This is a genomic window from Novosphingobium sp. Sphag1I (assembly GCF_056279125.1).
On sequence record NZ_JBWBQS010000032.1, the window covers coordinates 1 to 18,134 of the forward strand.

The window sequence follows — 18,134 nt, forward strand, 5'->3', positions numbered from 1 at the left end:
CGCTTAAAATCTTCACTATGCTTCATCATCTCGTCGGTCTCCTGTTGCGAGCATAAAACGCTCAGGTGACCGGCACAAATCCGTTACAAGTCCAGAGACGCTCAAGACCCCGGTCAATTTCATTGTCCACACGCTGGCCGAAGTGAATGACGGGCTGGCCCATGGCCGCTATTTCTTCATGGATATCGCCAAGGACGGCATCGCGCTCTACCAGTTCGAAGACAAGGACCTGCACAAGCCACGGCCCAAGACCCGGACGCAGGCGCTCGATATGGCGCAGGAATACTTCGATGATTGGTTTCCTGCTGCGATGAAGCGGTTCGAAAGTGCTCGGTTCCTGATCGACAAGGCTTACACCAATCAAGCCGCATTCGATCTGCACCAAACTACGGAAACTCTATATAATTGCGTCTTGCTTACGTGCACATTTTACAGCCCACACGTCCACAATATCAGCTTTCTGCGCACTCAGGCCGAGAAGCTCGACGAGCGCCTGATCCATGTCTGGCCGCGTGAAACCCGTATCGACAAAGCCCGCTTCGAGAAGCTCAAGGAAGCCTACGTCAAGGCGAGGTACTCGAAGCATTACAGGATCACCGCCGAGGAACTGGCGTGGCTTGGCGAACGCGTCGAAGAACTCGGGCAGGTCGTGCATGCGATCTGCACCGAGAAGCTGGCAGAGCTCAAGGCCAAGACTGCCGAGTAGGCTGCGTGGGGTGGCACCTGTCGCCCATTCGCGACCTTGACCTTTTACGGCTGACCATGGCCAATTGGCGACTGCCCGATCCGGAGGGAAGGCGCAGGAGAAAGCTGCCATTTGGATCGCGGCGACTAGGTGTCCTTCAGACTATCGGCAGATGCCGGGCGTGCCCAACTTTCAAGCTGACCTCCAAAGGCATGGTTGGCCCTTCTGATGATCTCAGCCTGACGAGCGGGTCCGTTGTAGAGTTTTTCGAGCAACAGATTGATGATGCCGATCCCGGCAACCATCTCACTGCGATTCATAGGGATACGCTCATGTGCGCCAGCATTGCCCTTCTGTCGGACTTTGTGCAAAAGTTCTAATTGAGTATTGTCTACAAGGCCTTTCACTTGCAAATCATCGATCTTGTCCGCTAGGTTTCTTCCATCACATTTTGTGTCATTGACGATAAAATCAACGACCATACGGAGCGCAACAGTGGCCAGCTTTAGTTTCATGCCAGAGAGGGCATAGATCATTTCGTCAATTAGTTCGTAGAGTTCGCGCGGAATGAATTCTGTGCTGAACGCAAAATCAGGTGAGGAAGGCAGTGGGTACTGCACTTCCTCTCTAAGATAGAATACATTTCCATCTACGTCGTGGTCAGACATCTCGCTGTTCCACGTTGACCGCTCAAAGCATACGGCATCACAGGCTCCACAGCGGTAAAGTGAAAACTCCGATCCGCCATTAGCGCCGTTGCCGTTCCCGTGGTCGACCGTCCAGTTGCCAAGGCATTGTGCTTCAAGCGTATGGATCGTCTCGCGGCGACATTCGTTGCATTGGAGCCGTTTACGGCTGTTGAGTTCGCTCACGCGCTCGAACTTATCAAACACCATTGCCCCCTAGTTGCATTCAACCATTCACCGTCCAAAAATCCTTGGAAAGTCCTAAGTGCACATAAGCGGCAGCGCGGCCAGCACGAACCCAAAAATAGTTAAGGCGAGGCCAGCCACCGCAATCCAAGCCGGTATGGAAACTGCAGGATCGGGCGAACCGATATACCAGCGCAGCATTCCACACAGGCCTACCTTCTGAATTGAAAAATCTAGTTCGCCTCCCTTTGGAACGCCTAAACACTCACGAATATCGTACGGCATAAAAATCGCGTCGTCGCTGTCATGGCCGAGAATCAGTACTTCGAGGGCGTTGCCATTTGCGTTATTAATGAGCCGACCTATGCCGTAACGATCAACGCTGGCGCGGTGCGTGACATTAAGGCGAACGAACCAGCGGCCGACCTCGTTCGCCTGCAGCCCTTTAACTTGAAGCTTTGGCATACTCTGCTCCAACTCTTTGTGATAGTTAGCAACCCGCAAGCATTGCGTTGGCCGCTTTCACCCAGAATGGGTGTCGCACACGTTTCATCCGACGTCAGCTTATTAGTTTGCCAATGAGGTGGCCGAAAGACCGACAACCGGCGGACAGCGGTCATTGTCTGAAGCCGATTTAATGTACGCTCCCCACCACCTGCGCTCATCCGAATCCGGCCCCACCACCTGGGCCAGCCTTCAGCCCTTCGCCTGTCTCTCCGGCGCATCCTTGCTCAGCGCATCGGCGATCATCGCGGCGAGCGTTTCCTCGGCGCGCAGGCGTGTGCTGTCATCCTTGGCGGCCAGATCATGCCGGATCCATTGCGGCGCGCGCTGGATCACGGCGAGGAGCAGCGCAGTCTGTTGATCGTTCATACCCGTGCCTATGGGCGATCAATCTTTGGCTGGCAAATGGTCTGCGGCAAAGGCCCGCTGCCCACGCCGCCGCCAAAGCGTGAGTGCGGCTTCGCGCTCCTCGCCGCGCAGTCTGGCGGCGGCCTCGATCATCACGCCAAGCAACACGGCGCGATCATCCTCGGCGAGTTCAACAAGGTTAGCCTTCACTACCAAGCCGCCCAGTTCGATCAGATGCCGCGTTCTCTCGCGGCGCTTCACTTGCCAGTCGCGCGTGTCACGCCGCGCCGCCTGAGCCGTGAGCCGGTTGATCGCCTGCCGCGCTCTTCGCAGCGCCGCTTTGCTCGCCCCCAGCGCCGAGAGCAGCGTGGACAGTCGCGCCCTTGGCCCCGTGCAGAAAGAAAGCAGCGCCTCGCTTGCGCCACGCCTCCCGCCGTTGCGCTTCACTGGTGCCGACCATCGCCAGCAAGGCGCCGGCCAGTTCCTCGATCGACAACGCATCGGCCCCGGTGGCGATGACCAGCTCGCCAAGCTGTTGCTGCTTGCGCTGTTTCAATTGTTGGGCACGGGCTTCGAGCGCCTTGAGTTCGGCATCAAAATCACGGGGCTTGCGCATGGGGACAGTCCTTCCTTGAGGGGAGCGGACAGACCAGCTATCGTGCAGGCAGGCGCATCGCAATGCTCTGAAATCCCCTGAGAATGAAAGCGTCCCGAAACTCCTGAAAGGGTTGGAGGGCGCGCTTATACGTCGTGCCGACGTGCGCTTTTAAGGGTAGCTTCCCTGCCGTTATGGCGATCTATCACTTCTCGGCCAAAGTCATATCGCGCGCCAGCGGTTCCTCGGCGCTGGCCGCTGCCGCCTACCGCTGCGCGGGCCGCCTGTATGATGATCGCCTTGGCCGCACCCATGACTTCAGCAACAAGCGCGACGTGGTCCACAGCGAAGTGCTGCTGCCCGAAGGCGCCAACGAAGCATGGCGCGACCGCGAGAAGCTGTGGAACGCGGTCGAGGCCGCCGAGCTGCGCAAGGATGCGCAGCTGGCCCGCGAGATCGAGTTCGCCATTCCACGCGAGATGACCCAGGAACAGGGCATCGAACTGGCCCGTGACTTTGTGCAGGCGGAATTTGTCGAGCGCGGCATGGTGGCTGATCTCAATGTCCATTGGGATCGGGGCGAAGATGGCCTCGCCAAGCCGCATGCCCATGTGATGCTGACCATGCGGGAAGTGAAGGTCGATGAGCATGGCGAGGCAGGCTTCGGCGCCAAGGTTCGTGATTGGAACAGCACCCCATTGCTCAACCATTGGCGCGAAGCATGGGCTGACCATGTGAACCAGCGCCTCGCCGAACTCGACATAGACGCGCGGGTCGATCACCGCAGCCTTGAGGCGCAGGGGATTGAGCTTGAACCCCAGCACAAGATCGGCGCTGCTGGGCAGCGGATGGAAGCTGAGGGATTGGCGAGCGAGCGCGCCGAGGATCATTTGCGCATCGCGCGGGAGAATGGCGAGCGACTGCTGGCCAACCCCCGTCTCGCGCTTGATGCCATCACCCACGGGCAAGCCACCTTCACCAACCGCGATCTGGCGATGTTCATCCACCGCCACAGCGAGGGGCTCGAGCAGTTCAAGGCGGTGATGTCGGCGGTGAAGGCCTCGCCCGAACTGGTGGAACTGGGCAAGGACGCATCGGGGCAGGAGCGCTTCACGTCTCAAGAGATGATCGAGACCGAGGAAAGGTTGCGGCGCGCGGTTCAGGTCATGGCCGAGCGCGAGCATCACCGCGTCAGCGAAGGGACCAGAGAAGCCGCGCTCGACCGCGCTGAAAGCCAGCGTGGGCTCCGCCTGTCAGGCGAGCAGGGCGATGCCTTCCACCATGTCACTGGCGGCAGGGGCCTGAGCGTGGTGGTCGGCACGGCAGGCGCGGGCAAGAGCGCGATGCTCGGCGTAGCCCGCGAGGCCTGGGAAGCCTCGGGCTATAATGTTCGGGGCGCCGCTCTCTCGGGCATCGCGGCTGAGAATCTGGAAAGCGGTTCGGGCATTGCCTCGCGCACGCTGGCCAGTCTAGAGCATGGCTGGAGCCAAGGGCGTGATCTCTTGACCCGCAATGATGTGCTGGTGATCGATGAGGCCGGGATGGTCGGCACCCGCCAGCTCGAGCGCGTGGTTGCCCATGCCGCCGAGGCGGGAGCCAAGCTGGTGATGGTGGGCGATCCCCGGCAGTTGCAGGCCATTGAGGCGGGCGCCGCCTTCCGCGCCATCCATGAGCGCCATGGCGGGGTGGAAATCACCGAGGTTCGGCGCCAGCGCGAGGACTGGCAGCGGCAGGCGACGCGCGATCTCGCCACCGGTAAGGTGGACAAGGCGATCGAGACCTATGCGCAACATCAGCAGGTGCATGAAGCGCCAACCCGCGAGGCGGCGCGGCTCGATCTGATCGACCGTTGGGATAGCCAGCGGCAGGCACAACCTGATGCCAGCCGGATCATCCTCACCCACACCAATGCCGAGGTTCAGGAGCTCAATGAGGCGGCGCGCGACAGGCTGCAGCGCGCAGGCGAACTGGGTGAGGATGTTGCCGTCAAGGTCGAGCGCGGCGAGCGCGCCTTTGCCACCGGGGACAGGATCATGTTCTTGCGCAACGAGCGAAGCCTCGGGGTCAAGAATGGCACGCTCGGTACCCTGGAGGCGGTCAGCAAGAGCGAGATGAGCGCAAGACTCGACGATGGGCGGCAGGTATCCTTTGAACTCAAGAACTATGCCCATCTCGATCATGGCTATGCCGCCACGATCCACAAGGCGCAGGGCATGACGGTGGATCGTGCCCATGTGCTCGCGACGCCCGGTCTCGATGCGCATGGTTCCTATGTCGGCTTGTCGCGCCATCGTGACGGGGTGGAGCTGCATTACGGGCGCAAAGACTTTGCCGACCGGGGTGAGCTGGCACACCAGTTGGGGCGGGATCGCTCCAAGGATATGGCCACGGATTATGGGCGAGGTCAGGAGGCGGAAGCCGCGCGCGAGGCTGCCAACGCCTTTGCCGAGCGGCGGGGGATCGTGGTCAGCCAGCGTATCGCCGAGATGGCGCGCAATCTGTTGCCGGAGAAGCTGCGCGAGGCGCTGGCCCAATTTGTGCCGCTCAAGGAGCAGGAGGGGCCCAAAGCGGCGGCCAGACCGGAACCCACCATGCAGGCTGAACAGGACAAGCCGCGTGGGCGCTTCGATGGGCTGCGGCTGAGCGTGCCGGGCATCGAGCAGGCCGCTAGGCCATCATCGCCGCAGTCAGGCTCGCAGCCGTCACGGCAGCCGGGCCTTCAGCCATCACTACAAGCTGCGCCATCGCCCCAGCCTGGGCGGTTCGCCGGGCTCAAGCTTGGTAAGGTCGCGGTGCCCGAGCCCAAGGTTCAGGCAGACAGCTTGGGCAAGGCGATCGAGCGCTATGCCAAGGCCTTGGCCGACATCACCCGCATGCAGGATCGTGGCATTGCCCCGCTCGAAATGCACAAGAGCGAAAAGGCCAGGGCAGGCGAGGCGCTCGAAGCGATAAGACCGCAGGCGAGCCGCGATCTTGACGCCGCCTTTGCCAGGGAACCGGCGCTGGCCAGCGAGGCGGCTAATGGCCGTACCAACCAGGCCATCCGTCAGCTGCAGCTCGAGGCCGAGCTGCGGGTCAATCCCGAGCTGCGCGCCGAGCGCTTTACCGCCGACTGGCAGGCGCAGGCCCGCCAGTTCAAGGCATTGGAGAAGGAAGGGCACTATGGTGCCGCTGGTCGCATCCGTGACAGCATGACGGACATGGCAAAACAATTGGCGCGTGATCCTCAGCTCGAGTCGCTGCTGCGTGAGCGTAAGCAGCTCATCGGCATGGGATCGCGTGAGAATGGAAATGTGTCTCGCGACCTCCAGGATTGGCTCAGTCGCTCGCGCGATCGCGGGCTGGGGCTTTAGGCTGGCGGGCGCGAGGTGTCCGGCTATTCCGCCCGGCGCCGGTCGCCATCCTACTTGCACGGAGGCCTGCCCGCCATGACCACACCATCATCGCCATCCCAGGAGTTCGATCAGCCCGAACTGGCCTTTGCCGCCATGGCTCAGCGTCTGGCTGGACTGACGGCGGCGATAGACGGTTTTGCCGCGCGGCAGCAGGAATTGCATGGCCGCGATTACGGGCCCGATCTTGAGCGGATCCAGGAAAGCTTCGAGCGGGTGCGGGTGGCGGTCAATACCATGGCCAGCCAGCCTGCGCTCAAGCTGAGACCTCAGGATATTGCCGCGCAGATTGAACGGGCCGGACGAGAGGGGCGACAGGGTGATCACGAGGCCTGGGATAGGGCGCAGGATCACCTCGAGAGCGTGGCCCGTTCCATCAAGCAGGTGGTGGCCTCGGCGCTGGAGTTCAGGGTCCAGCGGGACTGGATCATAGGGACTGGGGCGGCGGCGCTGGTGATCGGCATTCTGCTGGGTACCGTGTTGCCGGGGTGGATGGATCAGGCCGTGCCGGAGAGCTGGCATTGGCCTGAGGCGAGGGCCGCCGATATGTTGGGGCGTAGTGAATGGGAGGCCGGGATCAGGTTGATGCAGGTCGGTGATCCGGATGGTTGGCAAAAACTGGTGCAGGGCACTGCGATTGTGCGAGCCAATGCTCAGGCGTTGGATGCTTGCCGGGCGATGGCCGCCAGGGAGAAGACCGCCATTGTCTGCAAGGTCCGGATTGGGGGAGAAGAAGCGGCCCAATAGGTTCGCATTTTGCGGTAACGCAGATTGGAAATATCGTCGACTGTGGACAATCCTGAAAGTCTTCTCATGGCGAGGAAATGAGGTTAGCAGACATTCCTACGGACCGATCTGCGGGCAGCTCCGTGCCGCGAATTCGGAAGTTGAGCATCAACAAAGAATGCTCGGGAAATACCATTACCGGTCGCGCAGACAACTATCATATTTCCTGAGGAGAGGTACGATTTCTAGCCTAGGTTGTATTTCTTCAGAGCCCACGGGTTTAAGCGTTAGCCGACGCGTCGCCGAAACGCCAAACGCTTCTCCACGCCGGTCATTCGACAACGCCAATGGCAAATTTGGCCGCTGACCCCGAACTTTAGAGCAATCGTTTCAACTGACACCCCCTGACTACGGAGCTGATTAAGAGCTACCTCTGGCAAGAGTAGTGCAGCACCCAGCCAATCAGCTTCCTCTTCTTGATCGGTGGAATAATCAGATAATAGCACCAAGCCGCTTGGCGAGACTTCAACTTCTGCGGGAATATGCTCAAGGATGATGTGTGCTAATTCATGCATCAGGGTCGATGCTTGGCGATTATTTGAGTGAGAGGAGTTCAAGACGACGACGTGGACTCCATCTTCCAGCAAAGTCATGCCCGACCAACTATCGGGATCTCGCTCCAAAAGTTGAGTGGCATGCTCAGGTTCGAGATCTAGCTCGCTCGCGTCGAAAACTAGGACGCCTAAATGCTCCGCATAAAGCCAGGGACAAAGCTTATCCGTCACGGACAAGCCCAAGTCTGCCCGTGCAGAAGCGGCCTTACGCTCCGATTCGGCCTTAAATCCTCGGCGCATATTACTCTCCGCGCATCAATTCCGCGCGTGCTTGGCGGGCGCGCTGCGCCGCAAGAATGAGCGCCCCCAGTGAGGTGGCCGTTTCTGGCGACACCGTAGGCTTTTTGCGGAAATGTGCGACCGCGCGTTTTTGAGGGGCGTCCACGCTACCAGCCTTAACGCCAAGGAAACGAGCCGGATCGACTTCAAGCCACCGACAAATCTTCGCGAACGTTGCAAGGTCTGGAAGGTGTCCGTTCTCAACCCGCGAGAGTGTAGCGGGGCTGATGTCGATTTCGGCTGCCGTAGCTCGAATACCTCGGTTGCCACGCTTGCGCGCAAGCAACTTGCCCAATTCCTCGATCGGTAGGGTCATTGATTCTCCAGCCAGGCCATTGACACGCATGCCAACGCCCGATATCGTTTCACAAGTGAGACAGATGGCGTTACATGTGAAAACGCCTCTTTGCTGAAACGGCGTGAATCACATCGCAGCTAGGTGAGTCAAGCGGAATGTGATTCGCGGGTGCCATAGGAGGTTAAGATGCACGAAGATTGCGACAAGAACGAGATTGAAGAGCTGAAGGAAGAGGTTGCCGCCCTGAAGATCGAGGTGGAGCTTCTCGAAGAGATCATCGATCTGGAAGAGCAAGCTAAGGCTAAGCGGGAGCCCAAGAAAGCTAAGTCATACCGCATCCGCATCGATAAAATCTATAAGGATGTCCATGTCCACTCGATGACCGGCCGGGAAATCTTGGCCCTCGTCGACAAGTCACCGGAGGCATATCTGCTTTCGCAGAAGCTGCATGGTGGCGTGGTCGAGCCAGTTACAGCCGATCAAATCGTCATCTTTCACGTTCATAAGATCGAGCGTTTTCAGACGCTCGCGCTTGACCCTACCGAAGGTTAATTGTGATGCGCCGGGCTTTTCAGCTAACCGAGGAGGACGAAGAGTGCCTTGCCGCGCAGGGGCGCTCATGGGAGGCAATCGTGGAAGGGGGAGTTAAATGGCTCATCTTCGCTGACTTTCCAATTCCCGATGCTTACAACCACACTATTGTCAGCGCCGCGCTTCGCGTCCCTCCTTCGTATCCCGACGATCAGATCGATATGGTCTATTTTTCGCCCCCCCTCGCTTTGAAGAGTGGCCGAGCAATCCGAGCTCTCACCACAATTCAAATCGACGGCAAGCAGTACCAGCAGTGGTCACGGCATAGGACGCAGGTGAACCCCTGGCGGCCGGGGCTAGATAATGTTTGCACTCATCTCCTGCAGGTGGACTGCTGGCTTCAACGCGAAATTAGCTAGGAACGTCGATGGAAGTTAAACTTCGACTGTCGCAAACCCATCACCAACTCCTGCAAAAGCACTTGCTGCCGGGAGACGGCAAAGAGGCAGTCGCCGTCGCTCTCTGTGGGCGGCGGCGTAGTAAGACGCATCATTGCCTTACGGTGAGGAGCGTTGTCCCTATCCCGTATGACGAGTGTAGGGAGAGGACGCCCGATCGCGTCACCTGGTCGACGAAGCGGCTAATCCCGTTGTTGGCAGAGGCGGAAAAACGCGACCTTGCCATTTTGAAGATCCACTCGCATCCCGGCGGTTATTCAGACTTTTCGAAGACAGACGATGATGCCGATAGGGATCTTTTCGATTCGGTATTTGGCTGGACAGACAGTGTCTGGCCTATGGCGAGCGCGGTGATGCTGCCCGGTGGCCGGATGTTCGGTCGAGCAATCATGCCGAGCGGTGATTTCTGCGATCTTTCTTCGATCATGGTCCCAGGTGACGATATAGATTTTTGGATACCAAGTGCGAACCGGAGCAGGACAGCTGCCTTTGCGCAACGTCATGCGCAACTCTTTGGTGCGGGAACGACGCGCCGTTTACGCGAGATGGCTGTGGCGATTGTCGGGTGTTCTGGCACGGGTAGTCCCGTTATCGAGCAGCTTGCCAGGTTAGGCGTTGGCCGTTTCGTTCTGATCGATCCGGACCAAGTTGAGCTCAAAAACCTCAACCGCATTCTGAATAGCACCCGCGAAGACGCCTTTTTGGGGCGTTCGAAAGTTCATGTAATGGCGCGTTCGATCGCGGCGATGGGATTCGACACTGAAGTCGAGATCATCGCCGAAGATCTTGCAAGCCCCCATGCTGTTAGGGCGGTTGCCGAATGCGACGTCGTATTTGGATGTATGGATGGGGTTGAGGGTCGCCATCTTCTCAACCGTCTCGCCGCCTTCTACGTGCTGCCATTCTTCGATCTTGGCGTTAAACTCGACGCCGATGGGAAAGGTGGAATCGATGCCGCCACAGCGGCTGTTCACTATATAAAGCCAGATGGAGCCACCCTCCAGGACCGCAAAGTTTATAACTCCGCTCAACTGAAGGCAGCCGGGCTAAAACGTACAGATCCGAAAGCCTATCGGGACCAGGTCAAAGCTGGTTACCTTCGGGGCGTTGCTGAAGATCGACCCGCTGTGATCAGCATCAACATGCAGACCGCGAGCATGGCTGTAAACGAGTTCCTCGCCCGGCTTCATCCATACCGCTATGATAAGAACTCAGAATCTTCTGTCGTTCGAGCCAATTTTATAGGTGGTGAGTATTACCGCCTCAGTGAACCTGAATGTTCGGGCACCTTTTTCCCGCACATCGGAAGGGGCGATGTGAGGCCTCTGCTGTCGATGCCTGACTTAAGTGAAATCGAGGAAATCGAATGAATCGGGTAATAGCTTACCTAGTGTGGCTATGGTCATTCTTGACCTCCGCCGCCCATGTTTTCTTCGGTCGGACCGAGCGCATCCCGCAGCTCAAAACTCGCGGTTTGCAAAGGCTATATCGATGCGCAAGAGAGGAAGATATTCCCGATAGCTTAGGGAGCTTCACTGTCTATTTTGTCGGGGAAGGCGAGAATCTGTGGGCCGCCGCTATGACATGTCCATGTGGATGCTCAGAACGGATCGAGCTCAACCTGTTACCTCAGGTGCGCCCACGCTGGATCGCTACAGAGCATGACGACCACACTGTATCACTCGAACCGTCTGTCTGGCGGCAGACCGGTTGTCGCAGCCATTTTATCCTCCGGCGGGGTCGAATCATTTGGTCGTAATGGGCTATTGCCGTCACCTCGCACCGGCAGCACGTGCCTTTCCTACAGCGCCTTCGACCGCTCATCGATAGCGGTGAAGCTAATATCTCCAGAGCGCCAGCGCTACGACCAGCGCCAAAATCATCAAGCCGAGGCGCCAGTTCCGCTTGGATTGCCGAATCCGCCTCGTCTCGATGATTGCGGCACGTATATCTTCAACCTGCTGACGCAGGGCTTCCACAGCTTGTTCGGATGGTCCATCGTTAAGATTTCGTCGCACCTGAACCAACGACGTGTTTTGACGGCCGACTTCGACGTGTGGAATGCCTGAAATGAGGGCGGAACTACTTGGCAGGAAGTACCGATCCCTTCCGTTCCGCGCCCACCTAGCCGATGCCACAAGCTGCCCTTGATTCAGATTAGTTGCTTCGCGTTAGGAGGGACCAATTCGGGCTGCTGGCGGGCCGCTCAACTATCACCTGCATCATCTGCTCTAGCGGTCAGGTCATGCTTGTTCCATGACTGTGCATCTCGATGAAGTTGGGGGCAGATGAGCGATAAAACAGACAAGATGAAGGTAGCGGCGCTCGAGGCCGTGATCGCCAACGTCAAACGGCTGCTCAGCGATGCCCGGCTCCTGCAGGATGGCGGCAGCGCAGGCTCTGCACTCAGTCTCGCTATCTTGGCGTTTGAGGAGGCGGGCAAAGGGCACATCATCGAGAACGGCTGGGAAAAGCCGAAGCATGCGCGGAGCCAGCATAGCTACCGCCACTTTATGGCTTTCATCGTCCTGCAGGCCTCGTTCACGCAGAAGTACGGTCTCGACATGAAGGGCGTGCAGAGCAAGATCGCCGCTCGGTTTGAAGCCCTTGGTCTCAAGCCCGGCAGCAAGGCGCCGTTGCCGCCGATGAGTTCGGAACTGCGCGAAGCGTTGCGCGGTGAGCTCCTCCCACAGTTCGCGCGCATGTCTGGCGAGCAAAAGATTGTTTTCCGAATCGAGCAACGCTGGCTGACGAAGATCGCCGAGGCGGTGCATCAAGGTCAACTTGAGAAGGTCCGGCAATCGGGCCTCTACCTCGACACCGATTCGCAGCTGACGGTCATCTCCACTCCGGCTTCGGTGGAGCGGATCGATGCCGAGCGTTGGATCTGGGCTGCAACCCGCGTGCTCAATCTGCTCGAGAAGGGCGTTTACTATCAGCCCTATTCACCGTTGGCGGAGCTGGTGACTGCAGTGAACGCTGGCGACGAGGACGCCGCACGCGTACTCGAAGCGGCTAAATCCATGGCTACAGAAGCGATGGCAGCGGCTCCCGATCCCGCTTGAAACCTCGGACTACAATCGACAGCTGACGGGGACAGGCGCCGCGGCTCACGTTAGGAGAAGGAAATGGCCGATATGTTCCGGGTGGTAATCCCAGTTGATTCGATGGACATCACGTCGTGGCAGCTCGCCGCAGCTTATGCGCTCAAGATGACGTCTGAGGTCTCACCGCGCGCCACTGATGTTGTGCTGCTGACTCACACCAAGCACCAACTCGATCATACCTCGCTCGCCGGTCATCTCGGGCCGGGCGCTTCGAAGGCATTATCCAAGGGGACAACGCTCAATCTCGATGGCGGCGCCACGCTTCGTCACGCGACGCTACGCACCCTTGGTTATTCGACCCGCAACAGCATCGTCATCGCGTTCTACGCGGACGAAGGCATGCTAGAGACGCTCGATGGACTGAAGGGTTTAGCCGGGATCGTCGCCGTGCCCGAATTCGATGGCGACATCGATCAGTGGATCAAGCGCTGGAATCCGGTCGTGCATGGCGCGAAGCGCGAAGCCACTAAGCTGCTCATCGACGATCCGGTGATCGAAAGGGCACTCGAATCCATTACTCAGATGAGCAACACCGCCTATGACGTGCTGCATCCGCGCGACAAAGAGTTCGCTGACGGCGTATTCCGCATACTGCGTGCGAAGGGCCATGCGCTCGATCCGGCCGCGATAAAGTCGTGGGCAATCCGCCAGGGTTGGAAGCCCGGGGGAGCCGATGAGCTAAGCAAAGTCGCCGCGAAGATTGCTAAGCTCAAGAACAAGCCGAGTTTGGGTGCGCTTCACGACCCTCATGGGCGTTACGAGCGCTGGAAGGGCTGAGCGCGGCTGACCCGCGCATCCCGGCTCCCAACTTCAGCCAGACTGTGGCGCGTGAATAAAGACCATTGCTGGCAACTTTGGGGGCCGATCTAATCGTCGGGTCGTTGCCCCGCTAAAGCGGCTCGTCCAGCAAATGCTGACCTAGCTCCGCAAGCGGGGAATCAATCAGTCTACGGCCTCCTGCGGCCGTGCGAATAGGAAGCGTACATGAACGAATGACCGGTTTGGGCGATTTAATCTAGTTCCATGAACGACAGCAATGGCGGCACAGCTTCCGTTTCAGCGCAAGTTTTAGCTTCAAAGGCCTTCCGCCTTTAGGCTGGGCTTTCTGGATAGCTGGGCCAACAGGGAGATCGATATGACCGGCCACCCAGCAGGCATCAAGCCGGAGCCGAACCTCCAAACAGGTCGTCACCACGGTCGGCGGCAGGTCGCGGACGACTTGCCTTGCGCACAACGCCCTCTGCCGAAACGATGTCATAGGCATCCGCAAAACGCTGGAAAAACTTCTCCATTTCGGAAATTGACAGCGGCGGAAGCTCGGCAAAACTGTACGCTGCCACAGCTCGCTCTTTGCACTTCTCGGGCTTGCTGAGGTCTACCAAGAGAAGGCCAGCGTCAGAAAATTCGTCAACGGCGAACAGAGTGTGGATAGCCGATGCGATCAGCCGCAAGCTGTAAACACCTGACATCCGACCTTGACGCGGCTGCAGGTAAAAAAAGACTGGGCGTCCGTTCTCGATGAAGAAAAACTGAGGATCCACCTTCACTCGAAAGTCGGGACGAAGGCTGAGCCAGCGTGGCGGCAGATCGAAGCACATGAACTGCCCACGCGTCGACGCCAAATCCCACACCAGACCGCCGACTTCCCTATTGTGGGGCCAGCCCGCTTTGGGTCCAATTTGACCGCAAGCAGCGATAGCCGCTTCCCTAGTCATTTCGAGACTGAACGACGCCTTAGACGACCGCTTAGCGGGGTTATACCCCCAACTAGGGGCCCCACGTGCAAGGTGTTGGCGATAGTTGTCGGCAGTGACCGAAACGTTTGGCCCGGTCAGCCTTACAATGTCTTGAAGGGACGGAATCGGCAAAGTCATGGTTAACCATACCCTGCGCTACTGCAGGGCCGCAATGCCCGCCTACTGGATACGCACAGATTTGCTTTGCTGCACGAAGTAGGAGCGGATAGCTTCATTTGGAATCTGCATATTCAGCCTGACCCGCCCGTCCCCCGCGTTCCAGACTTGATCCCAAGGGCTGCCCTCCGCATGGGTCATTTCCGACAGCTCAAACGCGCCATAACTGGAGTAATAGACTAGGCTCGATCTGAGCAGTTCCTCTGTTTTGACAGGGAAATTGCCTCTGGCCTCAACCGCCACTCCCGTTCCCAAATCAATCATCATGGCACGCGATAAGATCGGGCCCGCCTCGAAATGCTTGAAGGCATCGTAAACCGCCCGAATCACTGGCCCATGTTGCCAGGCTTCAATCCGATTGGACACCAGAGGCTCGTTACAGGAAGCTAGGTGCCAACCGTGGGCGAAGTAGATGTGCTTTAACAAGGCCATATTCGTCAGCTTGACCCCACGATGATCCGCGTAATCGAGCAGGCAATTGGCTACTTGGCGCGCATCAAACATCTCAGTCCCCATTGGCGAGCGCCGATATGTGCGGAATGATCCCACAGCAAGGCGAAATTGTGGCACGCAAGCCGAACCGCTGCCGAACGTTGCCGACCAACCGGTGGCTGGCCATGGACGTCGATCTCAGCTGATCATTGCCAATTTCAACCTGCTGAACGGATGACATGTTCCGAGGATCCCTGCGCGGAGCAGGAAGGTCCGGGATGAGGGAGTCAGACGACTTGGATGCTAAAGGCGAACCAGGCGCTTTCCGAATAATCGTACAGTTCCACCACCTGATCCGTCACTGTCAGCGAATAGTGGCTTGATGACGCACGATCAAAGCCACGCGCGTTCCCGCCATCGATCTCCAATGATACAAACGCATTGTCGGCAGCATCATGGATTTCCGACCGCGTCCCGCTGAACTTCGACGATCGATCGCCATCCTTGCCCTGTATCCTATCGCCCCGTACTTCCGCCGCGATAAGCAAATCCCGTCCAGAATCGTGGTCGTGCACTCCTGCGACCTTACGGCCGAACATAAAGGCATGGGCAGCTGCGGCGATGATTGCTCGTGTGTCGGGATTCATCCTGCTTTGTGCCACCGACGGCCGGTTTAAGCAACCAATCTGCCTCGAGATGCAGCAGTCCTTAGCCAGTTCACAGGCAAATCGCCGGAAATTTGTTCCTGATGCAAGCCGCAATAGCTACCATCAAAGTGGGAAATTTGGTCTTTGAGTGTTTATAAGAAAACCAAGGATTTCAATGTCCGAATCAAGCTGCGAATCGGAGAAAAGTCGTTCGATTCCTGCATTCAGAATCGAACCGAGATGAAAACCGAGTGTGATGGTAAGGTTGATGGTAGAGCGCAGAGGTCCTACTTTATCATATTGAAAAATATAATTATATTTGGTCAATTCGATTCCGGCTCGGGCCTCCAGACTTTTCCAAATCAGCGATGACTATGGACCTCTTCCCGAAAGGGAGGAGGGATGCGTCATGCGTCGGGTATGGGCACCGGGCTGCGCGGTTTGATTTCGCGGATGACGACCAGCGTTTTGAAATTGCGGATCTTTTCGTGCGCGGCGAACAGTCGTTGGGCCAGGATGTCATAGTCCTCCATATCCCGCGCGACGACCCGCAAGGCAAAGTCATATTCGCCGGTCACGTTCCATGCCTCCAGCACTTCGGGTTCATCGCGAAAGATTTCCATCATCTCGTTGACCGTATGTGCGTTCTCGTGCGCCAGCGAGATGAGGACGATCATCGAAAGCGGGTATCCGACGGTCTTGGGGCGGATGACGGCGATCTCACGTTCGATAATCCCGCTGGATCGCAACCGGCGGATGCGACGGTAACAGGCGGGCGCGGACAATCCCACCGCTTCGGCCAAAGCGGAAACAGGCTGCTGAACATCGACCTGAAGCAATTCGAGCAATTTGCGGTCGAAGGAATCGAGTGGATCATTTTTCATCACATCGGCACATTATATGATAAATTTTATCGCAAAAGTGAAAATTTAGAGCGCCCTTATCGCAATGCCCACGCTAATTTTCCGGCGGTCCGGACCAATCGCCCTGTTCTTCTCCGCCAAAATATAGAGTGTTGCATGTCTGTTTCCGCTGCGCCGCGGCCGGTTTCCGCGCGTATTGATCTTGTCGCGATGGGGGCGCTTTCGCTCTCGCTGTTTTCGGTCACGTTTGGCGCCACGCTGGCCAAGCGGCTGTTCCCTCTGGTCGGGCCGGAGGGGGCCACGACGCTGCGCCTGTTGGTGGCGGCCATCATTCTGTCGGCGGTGTTTCGCCCTTGGCGGCTGGATCTCAAGGCTGGCTGGCGGCCGCTATTGGCCTATGGCGTGGTGCTGGGGGTGATGAACCTGTCGTTTTACAATGCGTTGGCCTATATTCCCTTGGGTCTGGCCATTGCGATTGAGTTCACCGGCCCCTTGGTGGTGGCGATCAGCACGTCGCGGCGCAAACTCGATTATTTCTGGATCGCGCTGGCGGTGCTGGGATTGGCCAGCTTGCTGCCGATCTGGGACAATGCTTCGCGGCTCGATTGGCGGGGCATTGCGCTGGCGCTGGTCGCGGGGGTTTGCTGGGGGGCGTATATCCTGATCGGGCGCCATGCCGGGCGGATCCATGGGCCGGCGGCCTCGGCGGGCGGGATGTTGGTGGCCTCGGCTCTGGTCGTGCCTTTTGGTCTTTATCACGCCGGTCCTGCCTTGCTCAGTCCGCATGCGCTGATGCTGGGGCTGGGCGTTGGGCTGGTGTCCAGCGCTATTCCCTATTCGCTGGAGATGGTCGCCCTGCCGCGCCTGCCGTCCAACACGTTCGGCATTTTGATGAGCGCGGAACCTGCTGTGGGCGCCTTGATGGCACTGTTCCTGCTGGGCGAGGTACTGACGCCATCGCAATGGCTGGCCATCGGGCTGATCATTCTGGCCTCGGTTGGCACGGCGATCACATCGACGTCTGACGAGGCGATGGAGCAGGTTTAAGCCTTACTTGCTCGCCCGCATGATGGCGGCAATCTGACGCCCGATCTCGGCCGGTGAAAGCCGGCCGGGGCGATACCATTCCATCGTGTTGTTCAACATGGTGAGCAGCGCGTTGCGATAGATCGAGCGGTCGATGTGGGGCGGCAGGTCAAGCTGGGCAATGATCCCGGCAAAGGCCGTTTCAAACGCATCGCGCTTTTCCACCAGAATGCGTTGCAGCGCCTCGGGCGCATTGCGGAAATCATTCATCAGCGGCGTGGTCAGAGATTGCGGATCCAACTGGATTTCCAGCATCGTCACGCAGGCCGCCTCCAGCTTGTCCCATGGATCATCGATGGGCTCGATCACCTCTTCTATCCTGGCAAGTGCCTGATCAAGCGCATGATTGTGCAGCTCGGCAAAGAGAGCGTCCTTGGATTTGACGTGATGATAGAGCGATCCGCCCAACACGCCCGCCTCGACGCCAATGTCGCGCATCGATGTACCGGCATAACCTTTGGTCGCAAAAAGACGTGCCGCAATTTCAAGAATTTGCCCGCGCCGATGGCCACCTTGTTCGGTGGTCGGACGTTTGCCTGACGTGCCCTTGGTCATACGCGGACCTTTCGGTTAAGCAGGAGCAAATTGTGAGTCCTTGTTTGACTGTAACAGATGTTTGGTATAGACCTTGATCAAAGGCCATGCAAGCGTCACGAGAATCGACGCTCAAAAGGTAAGGGTGAGTAGCGATGAAGCTTTTGGTGCCGATCAAGCGCGTGCTTGACTACAACGTGAAGCCTCGAGTGAAGGCGGATGGTTCGGGCGTTGATTTGGCCAACGTCAA

The 18,134-nt window shown here is 58.3% G+C and carries 22 protein-coding genes and 2 pseudogenes; 12 read left to right on the forward strand and 12 right to left on the reverse strand.

Going from position 1 to position 18,134, the window contains the following annotated elements:
* Window positions 1-97: 97 nt before the first annotated feature.
* A pseudogene (locus tag ACZ9HU_RS21850) lies at window positions 98-706 on the forward strand (HEPN domain-containing protein); the annotation flags it as partial.
* A 125-nt stretch (window positions 707-831) separates the two neighbouring features.
* On the opposite strand, the gene ACZ9HU_RS21855 reads toward ACZ9HU_RS21850, so the two are convergent.
* From ACZ9HU_RS21855 to ACZ9HU_RS21875, 5 genes are all read right to left on the reverse strand, one after another.
* A complete protein-coding gene (locus tag ACZ9HU_RS21855; RefSeq protein ID WP_476107993.1) occupies window positions 832-1,557 on the reverse strand; it encodes a DUF4145 domain-containing protein in 726 nt (241 codons plus the stop codon).
* A 75-nt stretch (window positions 1,558-1,632) separates the two neighbouring features.
* On the reverse strand, window positions 1,633-2,022 hold the full coding sequence (locus ACZ9HU_RS21860) for a hypothetical protein (protein ID WP_476107994.1): 390 nt from the start codon (window positions 2,020-2,022) through the stop codon (window positions 1,633-1,635).
* A gap of 231 nt (window positions 2,023-2,253) precedes the next feature.
* The gene (locus ACZ9HU_RS21865) at window positions 2,254-2,430 is read right to left on the reverse strand and encodes a DUF6771 family protein (protein ID WP_476107995.1); all 177 of its coding nucleotides are present in this window, start codon (window positions 2,428-2,430) and stop codon (window positions 2,254-2,256) included.
* 18 nt (window positions 2,431-2,448) lie between these two features.
* Window positions 2,449-2,670, reverse strand: coding sequence for a conjugal transfer protein TraD (locus ACZ9HU_RS21870; RefSeq protein ID WP_476107996.1), 222 nt, complete (start codon window positions 2,668-2,670; stop codon window positions 2,449-2,451).
* Window positions 2,671-2,686: 16 nt separating this feature from the next.
* On the reverse strand, window positions 2,687-3,025 hold the full coding sequence (locus ACZ9HU_RS21875; RefSeq protein ID WP_476107997.1) for a conjugal transfer protein TraD: 339 nt from the start codon (window positions 3,023-3,025) through the stop codon (window positions 2,687-2,689).
* A gap of 173 nt (window positions 3,026-3,198) precedes the next feature.
* On the opposite strand from ACZ9HU_RS21875, the gene traA reads away from it, so the two are divergent.
* Complete coding sequence (gene traA, locus ACZ9HU_RS21880; RefSeq protein WP_476107998.1) at window positions 3,199-6,357, forward strand: Ti-type conjugative transfer relaxase TraA; 3,159 nt, start codon at window positions 3,199-3,201, stop codon at window positions 6,355-6,357.
* A gap of 75 nt (window positions 6,358-6,432) precedes the next feature.
* Window positions 6,433-7,143 (forward strand): DUF6118 family protein, encoded by a 711-nt coding sequence (locus ACZ9HU_RS21885; protein WP_476107999.1) that lies wholly within the window; start codon window positions 6,433-6,435, stop codon window positions 7,141-7,143.
* A gap of 266 nt (window positions 7,144-7,409) precedes the next feature.
* On the opposite strand, the gene ACZ9HU_RS21890 is transcribed toward ACZ9HU_RS21885, so the two are convergent.
* Together ACZ9HU_RS21890 and ACZ9HU_RS21895 are read right to left on the reverse strand one after the other, a co-directional pair.
* Entirely contained in the window at window positions 7,410-7,907 is a 498-nt protein-coding gene (locus ACZ9HU_RS21890; RefSeq protein WP_476108000.1) for an ImmA/IrrE family metallo-endopeptidase, read from the reverse strand.
* A 70-nt stretch (window positions 7,908-7,977) separates the two neighbouring features.
* Window positions 7,978-8,361 (reverse strand): helix-turn-helix domain-containing protein, encoded by a 384-nt coding sequence (locus ACZ9HU_RS21895; RefSeq protein WP_476108001.1) that lies wholly within the window; start codon window positions 8,359-8,361, stop codon window positions 7,978-7,980.
* Between the two features lie 138 nt (window positions 8,362-8,499).
* Here ACZ9HU_RS21895 and ACZ9HU_RS21900 point away from each other — a divergent pair, with 138 nt between their 5' ends.
* The 7 genes from ACZ9HU_RS21900 to ACZ9HU_RS21930 all read left to right on the forward strand — a co-directional run bounded on the left by ACZ9HU_RS21900 (window position 8,500) and on the right by ACZ9HU_RS21930 (window position 13,186).
* Window positions 8,500-8,865 carry a hypothetical protein gene (locus tag ACZ9HU_RS21900; protein ID WP_476108002.1) on the forward strand — a complete coding sequence of 122 codons (366 nt, stop codon included), beginning with the start codon at window positions 8,500-8,502 and terminating at the stop codon, window positions 8,863-8,865.
* A gap of 5 nt (window positions 8,866-8,870) precedes the next feature.
* Window positions 8,871-9,263 (forward strand): E2/UBC family protein, encoded by a 393-nt coding sequence (locus ACZ9HU_RS21905; RefSeq protein ID WP_476108003.1) that lies wholly within the window; start codon window positions 8,871-8,873, stop codon window positions 9,261-9,263.
* Between the two features lie 8 nt (window positions 9,264-9,271).
* On the forward strand, window positions 9,272-10,672 hold the full coding sequence (locus tag ACZ9HU_RS21910; RefSeq protein ID WP_476108004.1) for a HesA/MoeB/ThiF family protein: 1,401 nt from the start codon (window positions 9,272-9,274) through the stop codon (window positions 10,670-10,672).
* Complete coding sequence (locus ACZ9HU_RS21915; protein ID WP_476108005.1) at window positions 10,669-11,061, forward strand: ubiquitination-like system serine protease family protein; 393 nt, start codon at window positions 10,669-10,671, stop codon at window positions 11,059-11,061. Before ACZ9HU_RS21910 ends, ACZ9HU_RS21915 begins: the two co-directional genes overlap by 4 nt.
* Window positions 10,964-11,371, forward strand: a complete 408-nt coding sequence (locus ACZ9HU_RS21920) for a hypothetical protein (RefSeq protein ID WP_476108014.1) — start codon at window positions 10,964-10,966, stop codon at window positions 11,369-11,371. Before ACZ9HU_RS21915 ends, ACZ9HU_RS21920 begins: the two co-directional genes overlap by 98 nt.
* A gap of 219 nt (window positions 11,372-11,590) precedes the next feature.
* Complete coding sequence (locus tag ACZ9HU_RS21925) at window positions 11,591-12,367, forward strand: AbiV family abortive infection protein (protein ID WP_476108006.1); 777 nt, start codon at window positions 11,591-11,593, stop codon at window positions 12,365-12,367.
* Window positions 12,368-12,430: 63 nt separating this feature from the next.
* Window positions 12,431-13,186 (forward strand): DUF1889 family protein, encoded by a 756-nt coding sequence (locus ACZ9HU_RS21930; protein ID WP_476108007.1) that lies wholly within the window; start codon window positions 12,431-12,433, stop codon window positions 13,184-13,186.
* A gap of 380 nt (window positions 13,187-13,566) precedes the next feature.
* On the opposite strand, the gene ACZ9HU_RS21935 is transcribed toward ACZ9HU_RS21930, so the two are convergent.
* From ACZ9HU_RS21935 to ACZ9HU_RS21950, 4 genes are all read right to left on the reverse strand, one after another.
* A complete protein-coding gene (locus tag ACZ9HU_RS21935; protein ID WP_476108008.1) occupies window positions 13,567-14,007 on the reverse strand; it encodes a hypothetical protein in 441 nt (146 codons plus the stop codon).
* A gap of 318 nt (window positions 14,008-14,325) precedes the next feature.
* Window positions 14,326-14,826 (reverse strand): Panacea domain-containing protein, encoded by a 501-nt coding sequence (locus tag ACZ9HU_RS21940; RefSeq protein ID WP_476108009.1) that lies wholly within the window; start codon window positions 14,824-14,826, stop codon window positions 14,326-14,328.
* A 215-nt stretch (window positions 14,827-15,041) separates the two neighbouring features.
* On the reverse strand, window positions 15,042-15,401 hold the full coding sequence (locus ACZ9HU_RS21945; protein WP_476108010.1) for a hypothetical protein: 360 nt from the start codon (window positions 15,399-15,401) through the stop codon (window positions 15,042-15,044).
* 407 nt (window positions 15,402-15,808) lie between these two features.
* Window positions 15,809-16,285, reverse strand: a complete 477-nt coding sequence (locus ACZ9HU_RS21950; protein ID WP_476108011.1) for an Lrp/AsnC family transcriptional regulator — start codon at window positions 16,283-16,285, stop codon at window positions 15,809-15,811.
* A 135-nt stretch (window positions 16,286-16,420) separates the two neighbouring features.
* Between ACZ9HU_RS21950 and ACZ9HU_RS21955 the strand changes: the two genes are divergently transcribed.
* Entirely contained in the window at window positions 16,421-17,311 is an 891-nt protein-coding gene (locus tag ACZ9HU_RS21955; protein WP_476108012.1) for an EamA family transporter, read from the forward strand.
* Between the two features lie 3 nt (window positions 17,312-17,314).
* Here the strand turns inward: ACZ9HU_RS21955 and ACZ9HU_RS21960 are convergent, their stop codons facing one another.
* Entirely contained in the window at window positions 17,315-17,905 is a 591-nt protein-coding gene (locus tag ACZ9HU_RS21960; protein WP_476108013.1) for a TetR/AcrR family transcriptional regulator, read from the reverse strand.
* 134 nt (window positions 17,906-18,039) lie between these two features.
* On the opposite strand from ACZ9HU_RS21960, the pseudogene ACZ9HU_RS21965 reads away from it, so the two are divergent.
* Window positions 18,040-18,134, forward strand: a pseudogene (locus ACZ9HU_RS21965) (electron transfer flavoprotein subunit beta/FixA family protein); the annotation flags it as partial.

Bases quoted from the DNA above. Each gene is read 5' to 3' on its own strand.
- ACZ9HU_RS21945 (WP_476108010.1), bottom strand. From the start codon at position 15,401: ATGAATCCCGACACACGAGCAATCATCGCCGCAGCTGCCCATGCCTTT.
- ACZ9HU_RS21960 (WP_476108013.1), bottom strand. From the start codon at position 17,905: ATGACCAAGGGCACGTCAGGCAAACGTCCGACCACCGAACAAGGTGGC.
- ACZ9HU_RS21860 (WP_476107994.1), bottom strand. From the start codon at position 2,022: ATGCCAAAGCTTCAAGTTAAAGGGCTGCAGGCGAACGAGGTCGGCCGC.
- ACZ9HU_RS21900 (WP_476108002.1), top strand. From the start codon at position 8,500: ATGCACGAAGATTGCGACAAGAACGAGATTGAAGAGCTGAAGGAAGAG.
- ACZ9HU_RS21865 (WP_476107995.1), bottom strand. From the start codon at position 2,430: ATGAACGATCAACAGACTGCGCTGCTCCTCGCCGTGATCCAGCGCGCG.
- ACZ9HU_RS21930 (WP_476108007.1), top strand. From the start codon at position 12,431: ATGGCCGATATGTTCCGGGTGGTAATCCCAGTTGATTCGATGGACATC.
- ACZ9HU_RS21875 (WP_476107997.1), bottom strand. From the start codon at position 3,025: ATGCGCAAGCCCCGTGATTTTGATGCCGAACTCAAGGCGCTCGAAGCC.
- ACZ9HU_RS21885 (WP_476107999.1), top strand. From the start codon at position 6,433: ATGACCACACCATCATCGCCATCCCAGGAGTTCGATCAGCCCGAACTG.
- ACZ9HU_RS21925 (WP_476108006.1), top strand. From the start codon at position 11,591: ATGAGCGATAAAACAGACAAGATGAAGGTAGCGGCGCTCGAGGCCGTG.
- ACZ9HU_RS21920 (WP_476108014.1), top strand. From the start codon at position 10,964: ATGACGACCACACTGTATCACTCGAACCGTCTGTCTGGCGGCAGACCG.
- ACZ9HU_RS21895 (WP_476108001.1), bottom strand. From the start codon at position 8,361: ATGCGTGTCAATGGCCTGGCTGGAGAATCAATGACCCTACCGATCGAG.
- ACZ9HU_RS21950 (WP_476108011.1), bottom strand. From the start codon at position 16,285: ATGAAAAATGATCCACTCGATTCCTTCGACCGCAAATTGCTCGAATTG.
- ACZ9HU_RS21915 (WP_476108005.1), top strand. From the start codon at position 10,669: ATGAATCGGGTAATAGCTTACCTAGTGTGGCTATGGTCATTCTTGACC.
- ACZ9HU_RS21905 (WP_476108003.1), top strand. From the start codon at position 8,871: ATGCGCCGGGCTTTTCAGCTAACCGAGGAGGACGAAGAGTGCCTTGCC.
- traA (WP_476107998.1), top strand. From the start codon at position 3,199: ATGGCGATCTATCACTTCTCGGCCAAAGTCATATCGCGCGCCAGCGGT.
- ACZ9HU_RS21940 (WP_476108009.1), bottom strand. From the start codon at position 14,826: ATGTTTGATGCGCGCCAAGTAGCCAATTGCCTGCTCGATTACGCGGAT.
- ACZ9HU_RS21935 (WP_476108008.1), bottom strand. From the start codon at position 14,007: ATGTGCTTCGATCTGCCGCCACGCTGGCTCAGCCTTCGTCCCGACTTT.
- ACZ9HU_RS21910 (WP_476108004.1), top strand. From the start codon at position 9,272: ATGGAAGTTAAACTTCGACTGTCGCAAACCCATCACCAACTCCTGCAA.
- ACZ9HU_RS21955 (WP_476108012.1), top strand. From the start codon at position 16,421: ATGTCTGTTTCCGCTGCGCCGCGGCCGGTTTCCGCGCGTATTGATCTT.